This window comes from Mucilaginibacter polytrichastri (assembly GCF_001911425.1).
GTDB classification, from domain to species: domain Bacteria; phylum Bacteroidota; class Bacteroidia; order Sphingobacteriales; family Sphingobacteriaceae; genus Mucilaginibacter; species Mucilaginibacter polytrichastri.
This window is the reverse complement of record NZ_MPPL01000001.1, coordinates 1,738,735-1,753,161: the sequence shown is the minus strand read 5'-3', so window position 1 is coordinate 1,753,161 and position 14,427 is coordinate 1,738,735. Positions and strand designations below refer to the sequence as shown.

General features: G+C 41.3%; 17 protein-coding genes. 11 read left to right on the top strand and 6 right to left on the bottom strand.

Going from position 1 to position 14,427, the window contains the following annotated elements:
- The 8 genes from RG47T_RS26335 to RG47T_RS07510 form a co-directional block, all read left to right on the top strand.
- Positions 1-224: UPF0758 domain-containing protein (locus RG47T_RS26335; RefSeq protein ID WP_354524590.1), on the top strand; the 224-nt coding region annotated here is incomplete at its 5' end.
- A gap of 383 nt (positions 225-607) precedes the next feature.
- A complete protein-coding gene (locus RG47T_RS07540) occupies positions 608-1,171 on the top strand; it encodes a hypothetical protein (protein WP_074488849.1) in 564 nt (187 codons plus the stop codon).
- Between the two features lie 76 nt (positions 1,172-1,247).
- Complete coding sequence (locus RG47T_RS26960) at positions 1,248-1,376, top strand: hypothetical protein (protein WP_290439118.1); 129 nt, start codon at positions 1,248-1,250, stop codon at positions 1,374-1,376.
- A 176-nt stretch (positions 1,377-1,552) separates the two neighbouring features.
- Complete coding sequence (locus RG47T_RS07530) at positions 1,553-2,590, top strand: DUF932 domain-containing protein (protein ID WP_074488847.1); 1,038 nt, start codon at positions 1,553-1,555, stop codon at positions 2,588-2,590.
- Between the two features lie 42 nt (positions 2,591-2,632).
- Positions 2,633-2,773, top strand: a complete 141-nt coding sequence (locus RG47T_RS26020; protein ID WP_171972493.1) for a hypothetical protein — start codon at positions 2,633-2,635, stop codon at positions 2,771-2,773.
- Positions 2,774-2,919: 146 nt separating this feature from the next.
- Complete coding sequence (locus RG47T_RS07525; RefSeq protein WP_074488846.1) at positions 2,920-4,158, top strand: AAA family ATPase; 1,239 nt, start codon at positions 2,920-2,922, stop codon at positions 4,156-4,158.
- Positions 4,145-4,585, top strand: coding sequence for a hypothetical protein (locus tag RG47T_RS07520; RefSeq protein WP_074488845.1), 441 nt, complete (start codon positions 4,145-4,147; stop codon positions 4,583-4,585). The genes RG47T_RS07525 and RG47T_RS07520 overlap by 14 nt, the downstream gene beginning before the upstream one ends.
- 403 nt (positions 4,586-4,988) lie before the next feature.
- The gene (locus tag RG47T_RS07510; protein ID WP_074488843.1) at positions 4,989-5,210 is read left to right on the top strand and encodes a hypothetical protein; all 222 of its coding nucleotides are present in this window, start codon (positions 4,989-4,991) and stop codon (positions 5,208-5,210) included.
- A gap of 26 nt (positions 5,211-5,236) precedes the next feature.
- Here the strand turns inward: RG47T_RS07510 and RG47T_RS07505 are convergent, their stop codons facing one another.
- The 6 genes from RG47T_RS07505 to RG47T_RS07480 all read right to left on the bottom strand — a co-directional run bounded on the left by RG47T_RS07505 (position 5,237) and on the right by RG47T_RS07480 (position 12,913).
- On the bottom strand, positions 5,237-5,536 hold the full coding sequence (locus RG47T_RS07505) for a helix-turn-helix domain-containing protein (protein ID WP_074488842.1): 300 nt from the start codon (positions 5,534-5,536) through the stop codon (positions 5,237-5,239).
- Between the two features lie 132 nt (positions 5,537-5,668).
- Positions 5,669-8,728, bottom strand: a complete 3,060-nt coding sequence (locus tag RG47T_RS07500; RefSeq protein WP_074488841.1) for an efflux RND transporter permease subunit — start codon at positions 8,726-8,728, stop codon at positions 5,669-5,671.
- 10 nt (positions 8,729-8,738) lie between these two features.
- A complete protein-coding gene (locus tag RG47T_RS07495) occupies positions 8,739-9,791 on the bottom strand; it encodes an efflux RND transporter periplasmic adaptor subunit (RefSeq protein WP_074488840.1) in 1,053 nt (350 codons plus the stop codon).
- Between the two features lie 11 nt (positions 9,792-9,802).
- Positions 9,803-11,164, bottom strand: coding sequence for a TolC family protein (locus tag RG47T_RS07490; protein ID WP_074488839.1), 1,362 nt, complete (start codon positions 11,162-11,164; stop codon positions 9,803-9,805).
- 55 nt (positions 11,165-11,219) lie between these two features.
- On the bottom strand, positions 11,220-11,828 hold the full coding sequence (locus RG47T_RS07485) for a TetR/AcrR family transcriptional regulator (protein WP_074488838.1): 609 nt from the start codon (positions 11,826-11,828) through the stop codon (positions 11,220-11,222).
- Between the two features lie 488 nt (positions 11,829-12,316).
- On the bottom strand, positions 12,317-12,913 hold the full coding sequence (locus tag RG47T_RS07480; protein ID WP_074488837.1) for a Crp/Fnr family transcriptional regulator: 597 nt from the start codon (positions 12,911-12,913) through the stop codon (positions 12,317-12,319).
- 133 nt (positions 12,914-13,046) lie between these two features.
- Between RG47T_RS07480 and RG47T_RS07475 the strand changes: the two genes are divergently transcribed.
- The 3 genes from RG47T_RS07475 to RG47T_RS07465 all read left to right on the top strand — a co-directional run bounded on the left by RG47T_RS07475 (position 13,047) and on the right by RG47T_RS07465 (position 14,424).
- On the top strand, positions 13,047-13,376 hold the full coding sequence (locus tag RG47T_RS07475) for a putative quinol monooxygenase (RefSeq protein WP_074488836.1): 330 nt from the start codon (positions 13,047-13,049) through the stop codon (positions 13,374-13,376).
- A gap of 354 nt (positions 13,377-13,730) precedes the next feature.
- The gene (locus RG47T_RS07470; RefSeq protein ID WP_074488835.1) at positions 13,731-13,979 is read left to right on the top strand and encodes a Cif family virulence factor; all 249 of its coding nucleotides are present in this window, start codon (positions 13,731-13,733) and stop codon (positions 13,977-13,979) included.
- A gap of 55 nt (positions 13,980-14,034) precedes the next feature.
- Positions 14,035-14,424: an MmcQ/YjbR family DNA-binding protein gene (locus tag RG47T_RS07465; protein WP_074488834.1), complete on the top strand. Its 390-nt coding sequence runs from the start codon at positions 14,035-14,037 to the stop codon at positions 14,422-14,424.
- The last annotated feature ends 3 nt before the right edge of the window (positions 14,425-14,427 follow it).

Sequence of the window (14,427 nt, the reverse complement as noted above, 5' to 3'; positions counted from 1 at the left end):
GCTCGGGTACGCCGGGCGTTACGGCGGTAGACCTGGCGCAGCAAATATTGGATAGTGTAGATCTGGAAATGAAGCGCCTGGCTGAGTTGCCGGTGGATGCTTTAACCCGCTTTAATGGTATGGGTGTAGCGAAGGCTTTGTCGATCATTTCGGCTATGGAGCTGGCGCAGCGCTTAGCTAAACGTGAAGCGGGTGTGGTTTGGATGAAGGCTTTGCGGGGCTGATCAGGACAGCGGTTGCAGCAGCATCGGTCGCCTCTCCCTTCAGCAGCTTCACCGCGTTTAAAAAGCCCGTGCGTTTTGGGCTTCGCCTGCGCATCGCCCAACCCGCGCGGACTTTTTACGGGACACTTTTTAACATCTTTTTAAGCTCGATAAAATTCTTATTAGGCTGTTTGTGTAGCAAATTTCTGATCCGCAGGCATACCAGCCAAGGCCAGGCCCTGCGGGTTTTGAAAAAAAAATCTCCACCCTCCGGGTAGTATTTTTTTTTCAAAAGCCTTGTCTGGTATGCCTGCTCTATCAGGAGAGGTTGCTTAACAAAAAGCCAGAAATGGCTCCTGCCGAAAGGTAGTAGGCAGGGCGAAACAAATATAATTTTTTAAAAAATGGAAACTAAAGTGAAAAACAACGGGCAGGCTACGGTAGCAACCACCACCGTTAACGCAGACAAAAAACCTCAATTCGTAGCCGGTAACCCGGTTAATGCGGTTTCAAACGCAGAACCCGTAAAAGAGGTTGTTAAAAAAGATGCGGAAAAAAAACCGGCCACTACTGCAGTGCAAGCACCGCCACAGCCTGAACCTGCGAAAGCGGAGACGGCTAAAGCCGACGTGAAAGCTGAACCAGTAAAGGAAGAGCCTAAAAAATTCGTGCTGAATTTAGAAGGTACTTTAAAGTTTATCGAGGAAATGCACCGCAAGGCTAAACAGCGTGGCAAGTTGCAGGAAACTATCAAAAACTTAGATGATTTTGAGGTGGAATTGAGGGATGAAGCGGATAGCGCAGATACCAATTATTATACTGGTTGCACGCTGACCCTGACGGACGACCGCAACAGGAAGTTCGAAACCAAGAACCCGACTATTATTTGGACAGTTGCGCAGTTGGTGAACAATATGTGTGTAGACAAACTGGCTGAAATTGAAGCGGGTATCGTTATCCCGCAATAATGAAATGGAAACGCCCCTTGTATTCAGCGTACAGGGGGCGTTGTTTAAGACACTACTAATCTTAAAACTTACAGCAATGTTAGAAATATTTATCGAGTTGACCAACCAAATATTTTGGACGGGTTACGCAGAGCAATTGGCGACAGAGAACCCCGCAGGGTTTCAAATGGAACTTGCGGAATTTACAAAAGCTTATAAATCATAGACCTATGTACGATACCATCTTTTTACTGGTCAAGGCGACCATACAAACCAAGCATAAGAATGTACATGAGGCCATTACGGAAATTTAGCAAAAGGCGACCTGTACAATTAGCAACACCAAAAAGGTGACAATACACGAATTAAAATTGATGGACTACAAATTAAAATCTTAACAGCATGGCACACGACATTCATTATAACGAGCAAACACAGAAGCATAGTTTTTTCAGCGTAAAGGAAAAAGCCTGGCATAATTTAGGGCAGACCATTGAGCAGTACCCCACCAGTGCGGAAGCATTGGAACATGCGGGGCTTAATTTCGAAGTGGTCAAACGTCCGAATATTCACCCACTACCGAGCGGTTTAAATATGATTTCCGAGAACAGTTTTTTTACTTACCGTACCGATAACGAGATTGTTTTGGGTGATAAGTTGGGCAAGGATTACGAGGTGGTACAAAACGTGGAAGCCTTTAGTTTTTTTGACAGCATTGTTGGCGGCAAAGATGGCATCCTATACGAAACCGCAGGCGCATTAGGTAACGGCGAAACCATTTTTATTACGGCTAAGTTACCCGATTATATTCGTGTCGGGCGCAATGATTGTATTGAAAAGTATTTGTTTTTAACCACTTCACACGATGGTACGGGCAGTATCAATATTGCCTTTACGCCTGTGAGGGTGGTGTGCCGCAATACTTTAAATGCTGCTTTGGGCAATCAGATCAACTGCATTAAAATACGGCATACCGCTACGGCAACCGATAAGTTAAAGGTTGCCCACAAGATGCTGGGTATCTCTAACCAGTTAGCAGTAGAAATGGAGGCGATTTATAATCGTTGGTCAAGGGTGCGCATTACTGACCCTGAATTAAAACGGCTGATACAAATTGCGATGGTGCCGAATAAAGAAGTTTACGAAAACCTGAAACAGGGCAAAGAGCAGGAATTAAGCAGCCATTTTAATAATATGGTGAGCAGCATTTTTGATTATGCCATGACCAGCCCGACCCAACAGGAAGATACCACTAAAGGCACTTTGTTTGGGGCTTATAATTGCGTAACGGGTTATTTTCAGAACATGCGTAATTTCAAGGATGATGAAAGCAAATTCAAATCCATCATGTACGGCACGGGCTATAACAGGGCGCAAACCGCTTTTGACCTGTGCAATGATTTTGCCAAGCATGGTAATAGTGCGTTGTTATTAAATTGATTTTTTCACAGGGGGTGCAAGCCCCCTTTATTATTTTACGTTATGTTTATTGTAATTGAAACACATGGAGGTGCGGAATATGCGGTAATTGCGACCGATGAAAACGATAATAATTTGGTTTTTGACAGCTTTATAGAGGCTTTGGATGAAGCAAAAAACTGCCATGTCGGAATAGTTATTTAACTTTAATGAGGGCTTATAAGCCCGTAAAATCACTCAAAATCCGGAGCGGCCCTTACGGGCATTAATATTATTATTTCGTCTCGATAAGTCATCATATTGGATGACGTTGGTGTATGAGCTTTTTAAATTAGTTGTAACTTCCGTTCATGAATGAAGCAACATTAGAAGCTAGATTACATGGTGTGCTGGAAACGCTATTTCCAACTTTTCGACAAATGAAAGTTGTTCATCAGGGATCGTTTTCAATTCACTTTGGTCACCGGGCGGTAAAGGTTGATTTAAAAGATCCGTCAAACTATCCCAAACGTGCGATTTTTGATATGCTACTGACGTGTGAGGATCTAAATATCATGTTAGTAGAACTAAAAACGGAAGGTCATACCATAACACCTGAAGATATCGAACAGGGGTTATCTTATGGGCGGTTGATTCATCCAATGCCTCCGTTGGTACTTTTATCAAACGGAACGGATAATTTTTTATTCGACACCTATACCAAAAAACCAATAGATCAAACTGTTATCGACCTGGATTTCATTAAAAAAAGGATCGATCTGAATTTTGGGCTTAAAACCCGAGACTTTGCAAGCGTAGTTAATTTTTTGCTCAACCGTGAGCCTGAATTGGTTGGCAAAGTATTTCGCGGCATAAGTAAAAAGAATTTTGAACGCCAAATGGGTGGATTGGGCGAACTGAATAAAGCTATTGCTCCAACCTTTCAAATCAAAAGGCGGCTTGTCCGACGTCTGTACAGACAAACTTTAACTCAGCCAGGATTATTCGGATTAATTGGCCCCGCTTTTTCTGGAAAGACCTGCATACTCTATCAATTCTTTCGGAATTATGGTTATCAAAAGGATATGTACGTGCTGTACATTGATCTAAAGGACTGGAACTATTCCTTGTTTCAGCAGCTTGCTAACGCGTTTCAAAAAGAAACGAAGGGTAGCGTAAGTACGGCACAAATCAAGGATTGGATAATGGACTTGCTGAACAATGAAGACGATACGCGTCTGGTGATTTTACTGGATAATCTTCAACGCGATGTTAAAGATAACCTAACCAATGAAATTTTGGAACTTGTTGATCTTTTTGAAGGGTCAAAACACAGTATCATTTATACGCTTGATGAAAAAAAGTATGCTGATCTGACGCTCATTGAAGACCGTAATTATAAAAATATAATTGGCCACCTGACTAAACGATTCTATGTTACAGAACTTAATAACAAAGAATATACGTGGGTGAACCAGTATATGTATAAGGCTGTAAAAGTTATAATTTCCGGAGGAGGACAGTTAACAGCGGAATATCGGGAGTTACGCATCCTTCGAAAATTAGCGGCAGCCTGTAAGGTTTTATCCACCATTAATGGCCGAAGATAACCACGGAAACCGCAGTTACGATTTTTACCTGGACTTACTATTTACACTTGGTGCGGAAGATACATTTTTGTATAGGCATGGGTTTGGCTCCTTAGACCGGCCGCAAATGATTACTAGAGAAACAATTCCCGGTTGGGGTGAAGTGCTAAGTGAACGCAACGGAATTATAGAGACTATCACACAGTCCTTTTTACGATGTTTTTATTATATGCCTGATCTTATTGAGCAATTATTAGTCAGGGCATTAGAAGCAAAATCGAAAGCGTTGCTTTGGCGGCTCTATTTGGTATTTAACAATAGTATCAATATTGTAGATACAGATATTGCCAAACGTGCAGCCATTGGTCGGTTAAAAGTTCAAAAGGTGCTCTTCCAACAAATGAGCAGTTATTTTAAATTACCGGGATTCGAAGACGAAATTAATTAAAAGACATATTACCATAGTAGGCATTTTCCGTAAAAAATATACACAGCAAAATTGCCTACTATGGATAAAATAAACTATTCTTCGGGATTCTTAGGCTTGCTCAATTGCAAACAGTCATCTTCGTAAAGCCTTGACAATGAATTCTTTTTACTTTCATTATCTGTGTAACATCTTTTGTATTTGGTGATAAAGTCTCTACTAACGTGGTTCTCATCCAGGAACAACTTAATATTGGCGATTGCCTTCAAATCATCCAGAAACTTATTAGAGTACAGGGGAGTCAAGGGTACATGAAATCTATATTAAGCCCTGTAAATCAACAACTTACAGGGCTTTTATTTTGACTATATACGTAAAAATATACAATCACATTAATTAATTTCACGTCCTCTAATCTATACCTATGAATCAAGAAGTTTTTAAAGTTGGTGATGTAGTTAGTCATAGCCATCCTAAAATGCCAAAAGTAGAAATGCTAATTATAAAAATATTACCGGATAACTCTTACCGATGCAGGTTTCTAACAACCTCGCATGCGCTTTTATCAGAAGTATTCGAATTAGAAGAACTTAAATATCCTGATCAGCGCAAAAAATCTAACATCTCGGTATTATCTGGAATTTAAATCAATTGTAGTATCGTGTGTGATAATCATGATTTTACTCTCCTTGGTGATTTTGTTTTGAAGTAATTGGCTTCCATGTAGGCTTCTAGGTCTTTCCGCTTGAATATTAAACACCCGCCAACTGAGGCGTAGCCAATAGCTTCTTTGTTTGACATTAACCACGTCTTGCTGAAGCCAGTTAACTTCATAGCTTCCTTTACTTTTAAGTATGGATTTTTAGCTTCAGATAGTTCAGTCGCTGTTTTTGTCACGAACTCCTCCAAAGCATCAACCTTATCGATTAGCCGGTTAAAAATTGCGGTTTCAATTATTGTTATCCCTTCCATAATGTGTTTTTTAATTAGTAAAAAACGGTAAAATGACAATATTGGTTCAAAAAAAAATCATAAGGTCAAAACAATGTTTCTAAATCAGCCCCTTAGTAAAAAGGAGGGATTGGCCTAACGCACTTTTGAAACTCATTCTTTTTCATCAATCTCCAGATGCGGAGGAATGAGTTTATACATCACCGGTGTCACAATCCTGGATAAAACGGTTGAACTGATTAGTCCCCCGATCAGCACGATTGCCAGCGGCGCTATCAGTGGATTGGGATTGAGTGCAATGGGAAGCAAGCCGCAGATCGCAGTAATGGACGTCAGTACAACCGGCAGAAAGCGGGTCTCACCAGCCATGCTGATTGATTCATCGATACTATGGCCCTCTAAACGTAACTGATTCGTAAAATCAACCAATAATAAGGAGTTTTTTACTTGTATACCCGAGAGGCCGATGAAGCCTATGATGGATACCAAAGACATCGGGTTACCGGTCATCAGCAATAAAACCACGCCGCCAAGAATACCCAGCGGGATGATGGATAGAACGATAATTATTCCTTTAAATGTTTTAAACTGCAGCAATAACACTGCGACAAAAAGAAAAGTGCTTAAAACGATAACCGACAAAAAATTACCGCCTAATGAGTCGCCTTCAGACTCTGCTTCACCGGAGAGCTTGTAGTAATAACCTGGCGGCATTTTTATTTTATTCAGTTCTGGAACTACTTCCTTCAGCACATTGTTGGCCAGCACATGCTCTTTAGTAAATGACGTAACCTTCGCGAAGCGTGATTTGTTAAAATGATTGATGGCAGTTGGCGATTTTTCGAATTCTATCGTGGCGATCTGGTCTATTTGTACCGGGGCGCCCTGCACATTGTTAACATAGAGGTTCTTTAATGCATCGAGGTTCGAGAATTTATCCCTGGGTAGCGTAATAACCACATTTCGGGCATCGCCCCGGTCATCGATATAATCGCCAACCGTTAATCCAGCTACAGCCATCCTGACCACTTTATCTACGTCACCGGTGAGTACGCCTAACGTACGTGCTTTCTCTTTATCGATTTTGATCTTTACATCCGATTTGTAAGTATTCAGTTCGTTATTAATGTAGAATGTGCCGGGGTTCTTTCTCAGGATATCTTCTACCTTGAATGATAGCTCTCGCAACTTTTCCTGATCGTCGCCAAACACCCGTACAACTATGTTAGCTTCTATCGGTGCGCCCTGCTCAAAGTCTTTTACTTCAATCTTTGCAAAAGGATAGTCATTAAATTTTTCCCTTAGTTTTTTAATCACCTCCGTTTTCTCGTTCGGACTTGCCTCTTCGTCCAATTGTACAAATACCTGTGCAAAATCAGGCTTCACATCCTGTTGATGCACATTGTAATAGATTTGCGGATTGCCCTTACCAACGTTAGACGTATAATAAACGATCTCCTTATGTTTTTTTAATTCTCCCTCTACCAGCCTCGTTACCCGGTCGCTTTCGGGGATATCGGCCTGCAGTGGTAATTTGATGTTGATCAGGAACATCGGTTTCTCTGATGTGGGGAACAATTTAAACCCGGTTAAGGTGAATAGAAAAAATGCAAAGCCGCTTAAAGCCAGCGAGATCGCGATAGTGATTTTTGGCCATTTTAGCGCAATAGGCATCACGCCAGCATAGGACCGGGTTAAAAAACGCTGCAAATGTTTTAAAAAGAAATTGCCTTCAGCACTCGTATGCGTTTTTAGCATCCTGCTGCCCAGGAATGGAACAAGTGTCAGCGCAACGATCATCGACGCCAGCACGCTGGTCATAATAGCCATGGGCAGGCTGCGAATAAATTCGCCTGCCGCATCCGGCAAAAAGGCCAGCGGCAAAAATGCGATTACCAATGTTGCCGTACAGCCGATAACGGCATTTCCGATTTGCTGAGTACCTTTTAATATAGCCTCCTTTCGGGAATGTCCCTCTCTGAGCCATCTTTCTATGTTCTCAACCACCACAATACTATCATCAACAAGCAAGCCTAAGGCCACAACAAGGCCAACGATGCTTAATTGGTTGAGTGAATAGCCCAACAAGTTCATCGCGATTAACCCCAATGCCAGTGAAAGGGGTATAGAGATCATCACGATGAGCGACGCCCTGAAGCCTAATGGCAGCAAGGTGATCACCACCAACAAGATCGCCAGCCCAAAATCAAAGCCCAAGTGCCCCAAGCGTTTGGATACCATGTTTGCCTGGTCAAAATTCTTAACCATTTTAATGTTTTCCGGCAATGTTTTACCAAATTCCTCAAGTACCGGCAAATACTCCTTTTGAACGCTGGCGATGTTTACATTGTCTTTCATGGCCGCGGTTACCAGGATACAGCGATGTCCGTTGATACGGGTAATGTGGTTAACCAGGCCGTCTTTGTAGCTCACCTCAGCAACGTCCTTCAAATAAATGATCTTCCCATTCGCGTTATAAATAACTGTATTAGCCACATCGGCAGTATTTTTAAACTTCCCGCTGGTTTTTACATTAAATGTCTTGCTGTCCAGGTTAATACTCCCTCCAGGGATATCCGCAGCCTCACTTTGTAAGCTGCCCATTACCACGTTCAGTGGTATTTTTAGCTGGGCCAGTTTATCCAGTTGCATGTCTATCCTGATCTCCTGTTCGGGCATGCCAAAGTATTTTACTTCTTTCAGGTTGGTGATCTTTTCCAGCCGTGTTTTCAGGATGTCAGCCTGGTCGCGCAGTAATTTGCCTGGTGCCTGGTCGGATACCAGTGCAACCTGTAAAACCTTAACATCCGAAGAGGCCACCTTCTCTGTTTTGATCAGGTAGATATCTTTGGGCAGTTCGCTGTTTTTTAACGCGTTGATCTCGGTAGATATTTCCTGGTACTTATTGTCTACATCTACACCGTATTTAAACTTCGGCTGGATGACTGCCACGCCATCTTCCACGGTGGTCAGGATCTTTTCTATATTCTCTAACCCGTATATTTTGTTTTCAATGGGTTTAACGACCTGTTCTTCCATGTCCTTTGGACTGGTGCCGGGGTATATAACGGTAATGATGTATTGCGGCGCGTGGGTCGATGGATCTTCCGAACGCGGCATGGTGAACAAGGTCAGCAAGCCTACCACGGTAACCAATACAAATATGATCAGCGTGAACTGATAATTTTTAACGGCGAAATTTGTGATTTTCATAATATTAGAATTACCTGATGATCTTTATAATGGAACGTTCGTTGAGGTACGCGCTGTTGGAAACCACGATCTGATCTATACCTTCCAATTTGTCTTTCAGGTAAACATTGTCGTTATCAAATTTTAAAATATTTACAGGGACGCGTTTTACCCGGTTGGTGCCCACGGTTGTAAAAACAAAACCCTTGTACCCATCTGCTTCGATTAGTGAACCGTAGGGTATAACCATTACGCTTTGGTCCTGGTGAGTAGCTATTTCAGCTTTGCCAAACATGCCCACCGCCGGTTTTACACCGTTCAGTTGCAGCTTCAATTCGATTTGGAATGAACCCAGTTCCCGGTCTGCCGCCTGCGATTTGCGAAATACCGTGGCATTAAAGGTTTGACCGGCATAGCCATCGAGCGTTACCTTAGCGGTTTGACCCTGCTTAATGATGGCCCATTCCCTGTCGGTAACACCCACCTTAAGCGAATAACTGTTGTGTTGTTCGGTTGAATTAATCAGTAGCACCGGTGCTCCTTCGGCAATTACTTCGCCTTCATTCGCTATTTTCTTACTGACAAAACCGTCTGATGCCGCATATATTTTAGAATAGCGCTCATTGAACGCCGTCGCTTCCCTGGCTTTTTTGGCAACATCCAGGGCTGTTTTGGTATTCTGCAATTGTTCCAAAGTGTAAACACTGTCTTTGTAAAGATTTAGTGCCCGGCTATAGTCGCGCTGTGCCTTTTCTACACTCAAACTGGACTGGGCTAAACCTGCCGAAATTTCGGTGGAATTAAGGGTTGCCAGCAATTGTCCCTGTTTAAAAGACTGGCCTTCCTGTACAAAAATGCGGCTGACCACGCCGCCTATCTTAAAGGCATATTTGGCTTCATCCTCTGTACTGACCAGGCCGGTGGCCGTGATATGATCCGGTACACCTAATGTAGAAATGGCGGCGATTTTAACAGGTATGATATCCGGTTCACCTATCGGGTTACCTTCGTTATGTTTTTCCTTACAGGAGGCCATTAGGGCTAACACTGCTATTGTAATACTAAATATTTGTAGGTTTTTCATAATCTTATATTTTATTGAATGGTGAAACTGGCGTTGGCGCGTTCGATGTCCGTATTAGCTATCCAGGTATCGTAAAGGGCAATATTGGTTTTGAGCTGTGCATCGATCCACTGGTTTTGGGCATCCAGCAATTCGATGTAGATCGCCATGCCTTGTTTGTATAGCTTCAGCATATCACCGTAATAGATTTGGCTGGTTTTTAATTGAGACTGTGCCGACTCGTATTGCGCGATGGCGCTTTGCATACTTGCCTGGCGTACCTTCAATTCTGTGAGTAATTGTTGTTGTACATAATCTGTTTGTGATGCCAGGGCATTCTGATCTGCGATCGCCTGTTTTACCCGGTAATTGTTTTTGCCGGAGGAAAAGAGGTTCCATTCCAGGGAAACCCCGAATAAATAATAACGGCTGTTACTGTTGAACTTCCAGTCAAAAGCCTGCGAACCTAGGTCGATAAAGGTTCCTAACTTGGGCACGATATAAGACCGGGCCAGCCCTGTCAGATTGCCATTAATATCCTTAGCAATACTCAGTTTGGACAATTCTTCCCTGCCGCTAACGCTGTTTCCTAAACTTTGTTCCCTGGCAGGCAGTGTTTTAATATTATCCAAAAGGACACTATCAGTAAGTGGGCGGTTCAGCAGGAAGTTAAAATAGTAGCGTGCTGATTCTGCCGTTTTCCTGGCGCTGATCAGTGATGCATTGATCTTTGATACTTCGTTCTGGCTTCTGAGCACAACAGTTCGGTTTACTTTGCTGTTTTCATACAACTTCGTATTGATCCTTTGTCCTTCTTCAACCAAACGAAGGGAGGATTCGTAGATACCGGTCGCATACACAGCTTTCTGGTAATTATAATAAGCTGTTTTGATCTCTTTGACCAGTTCACGCTTGTAAAGCAATACCTCGGCTTTTTGGAGGTCTATCTGCTGCTTTTTGATCCGCTTATTATAGATCAATTCTGCGTTCAGGATGGGTAGTGTCGTGCGGAATTTGGCATCATAGAAATTGTCAGGGTTGAGCAAGATCTTTTGGTTTTGTAGCTGCGGAAAGGCGTTAGTACCCGTCAATCGGTTTAAAGTGGAGTACACGCCATTAAACAGATCGCCAGTCGGGAAATCTATCGTACGCCCGCCGTCAGCCTTGGTGTAGGTAGTTGAAAAGGTAACCTCGGGCAAAAACATACTCTTGGCTTCCTTCAATGCGTAGATGTTCTTTTCGAGTACAAAGTTTTGTTGTTTGATACTTTCGTTTGAGGTTAGGCCCTGCCTTATGTACTCATCCAAATTGCCCTGGGCTTTTGCAGCAGGTGCAGCCAGTAAAGCTGACACTAAAAGCAAAAGCCGATAAAATGTTCGGTTTTTAATTTTCATTTTTAATCATTGTTATAAATTTAAACACTGTTCAATAATAATTCAAAAAAAAGGTTTATCCTTTTTCAAGTAACCCCACAAAAGACTCGTATCCATTGTGCATGAGTTCTTCATCCGTTTTGCCGACAAAACTTGTATTGCGGTGTTTGCAAAACAATGCACATATACCATGCAAAACAGATATGATCATGAAAGTAAAATACTCCGTATCCATATTTTTGAATTTGCCTTTAAGCTGGCATTCCGTAACCATTCCATGCATGTACCTGATGGCTTCTTCCGCAATCTTAAAACCTTCTGATGCAGAATCTTTTACCGAATCGTCCACAATGAACATGAGGTTATAGTAATCCTTATTCTCCTGCGCAAACTGAATAAAGACCCGGCCGGATGCCTTTAACTGTTCAAAGGGGTCACCAACCTTTTCCAGCACTTTTAACTGACTGAGCAGCAACTGAAAGCCTTCTTTATGTAATTCGTGGAAGATCTCGCTTTTATCTTTGAAATAAAAATAAATCGAACCGGGGCTATAGTTGATCTCGCTGGCAATATTGCGCATACTGGTTTGGTCATATCCTTTTGCCAGGAATACTTTACGCGCACCGTTTAGGATTTTTGCGTGCATCTCCTGCTTATCTTCCAGTTTTCGTTCTGCTATACCCATTCTTTAATATTTCGTTGATGTGCAAATATACACAACGACACCGCCATCCTATTTTTTAACATTAGTATTTATCTCGTTTCGAGACAGGCTATACCAACGATACTCACTGCTTCTTTCTACTCCAAGTTACCTGCAGTCCTGCACGGCCAATTACCGGGCTATCTGGAGATCAATATTTCCACTATTAGTTTCACAAATTTTTAATGCGACAAATAATTAACTTGGATACGCAACAAAAATATTGAACAGTGTTTAAATAAAAAAGCGCTTTGTTGTAAATGTACAGATATGACTTTTGTCTGATGAACGGTACTTGAGCAAATAAAGCCAACGCAATGAATAATTATGTCATTTAGCAACATCTGTCAAATACAGGGTTATCGCTAAGAGTTGTTACGGCTTGAATTTTATTGATAATGAAACAATCATCACATCTTCATGTAAAGAGCAGAGAACATTTAAACAAGAATCGAAGAGAAGTAAATAGTTCAAGAATTTCCTTTACCAATACTTTTGGCGATTGCTGATTTTACCCGGCTTAACGTTTCAGGTGTCATTCCGAGATAAGAAGCAATCATTTGCTGCGGGATACGATTGGCCAAATGCGTGAATTTAGCGACAAAATCATTATATTTTTCTTCTGCTGTAAATGTCATTGCAGCGTGAATTTTATTTTGTGACGCGATAAAGCTATTTTGCAGCAGCAAATACATCATCTTGTTAAATTCAGGAACAGATTCTGAAACCTTTTCAAAGTTTTCGCGCGTAAAGTAAACCAATTCGGTTTCTTCCACAGCATCTATATTGAAAGCAGAAGGCATCTTTTTTACGTAACTTTCACGATCTCCTGCCCACCAATTTTCAGCCGCAAAATAAACGATATGCTCATTTCCCTTGAAATCGGTCTTATAAGTTCGCAGACAGCCGGAAACTACAAATGCAACAAAATTACAGGTGTCACCTTCCTGCAGCAAATACTGGTTACGACGCAATTTCCTTACAGAGCATAGCCGATTAATCAATTGGAGTTCGTTTTCGGCTATCGGAATTTTATCTAAAAGATATTGAGAGAATTTGTCTTTCACTGGTCAAAAATAACTATTCCGATTGATTTATGTCAATTCATTTCTTATCACAGATCAATTACAGAGCAGTCTGCAATACCTACCTTTGACCTTTGTCTGGCAACGTCATGCCTCCCTAAAAATCTTAATTAAGATGCAAAATTTAACATTTTCGATCAAATTTACCGCAAAGCAGGAAAATAGAGCACAGTTTAAAGAAGTGCTGCTAGAATTATTTAAAACAATAAGTTCAGAGGAAAACTTTATCAATGCCACTCTTCATGAAGGGCTTGGCAAACCTGAAGAATTCTTGGTTTATGAAACCTGGAATGATAACATTGAACATTTCCTTAATGTTCAAATGAAAAAACCTTACGCTGTGGCTATTGAAAAAACTTTAATAGATATGGAAATTCAGCGTGAACCAGCTGCTTATACGCCATTCGCTTATTTTGGAACTAATTTAACCGAAAAATTAGTCTGAGATAAATAGGGTAATCACAAAGTCAACATAATAAACAAGGCAAATAAGGAATGATTTTGCCTGTTAGGCGACAACTGTTATTATTAACCTTACCAGAAGATTGAACGTTAACTTGGGTGCCCAACAATCGCTGGCTGCATTGAGCGTTTTTTACCAAAAGGTGTTTCCCACTATTACACAAAGTACTTAAGGCTGTATTTTTCTTTTAATTAGGCCTTGATCATTGGCATAAGTAAGACTTAACTATCAATCTGCGATGGATACTTACGAAAGTCCTTATTTATAAAAAAAACTTTTAAGCATAAAAAAAGCCCCGTAGAAGTACGGGGCTTGGCTTCCCCCATTGCTTCGTTTTTGGAAACGATCAAAGGTAAATTGTTTGCCGATTCCTATGACTTCCGGAGTCCCCGTGTACAAATTGGGCAGGACATGGCTGTGCTTACCTTTCAGGTGTTTGCAAAAACCACCCTCATTGACATAGAATATAATTGCGTTGAAGTGTACCAGAAAGAAACGGATAATGAATGGCGGGTGATCCATTCTACCTGGTCTTTTATCCGGCCGATGGATAAGAAGTTCGATAAAGGAAAAACTGTCGTTTAAACTTTAATAGCTTATGGAACAGGCTAAACAATTTTAAATAACCAAACGGAATTATATGAACGCAGAAAGTTTAAGGGAATATTGCCTATCGTTTGACGGAGTGACAGATAAAATGGCTTTTACTCATGCCACTTCTGTCTATGACAGAAATTTACTAGCTTTTTACGTAAAGGAAAAATGGTTCTGTTTTTTCAACGTAGATGTTTTTGATTTCTGCACACTAAAATGTGATCCTGCAGAATCGCCATTGCTACAGGAAAAATATGAAGGGATTTCGCCCGGCTATCACATGAACAAAAAACACTGGATCAGTATCCAATTTAATAAAGATGTTCCGGATGCGGTACTCAAAGATCTACTGAAAAAATCCTATGATCTCGTGGTAGCTACACTAACGAAGACGGAGAAACAAGATTTAGAGGAGGACGTTCATGAAAATCAGTAAAAG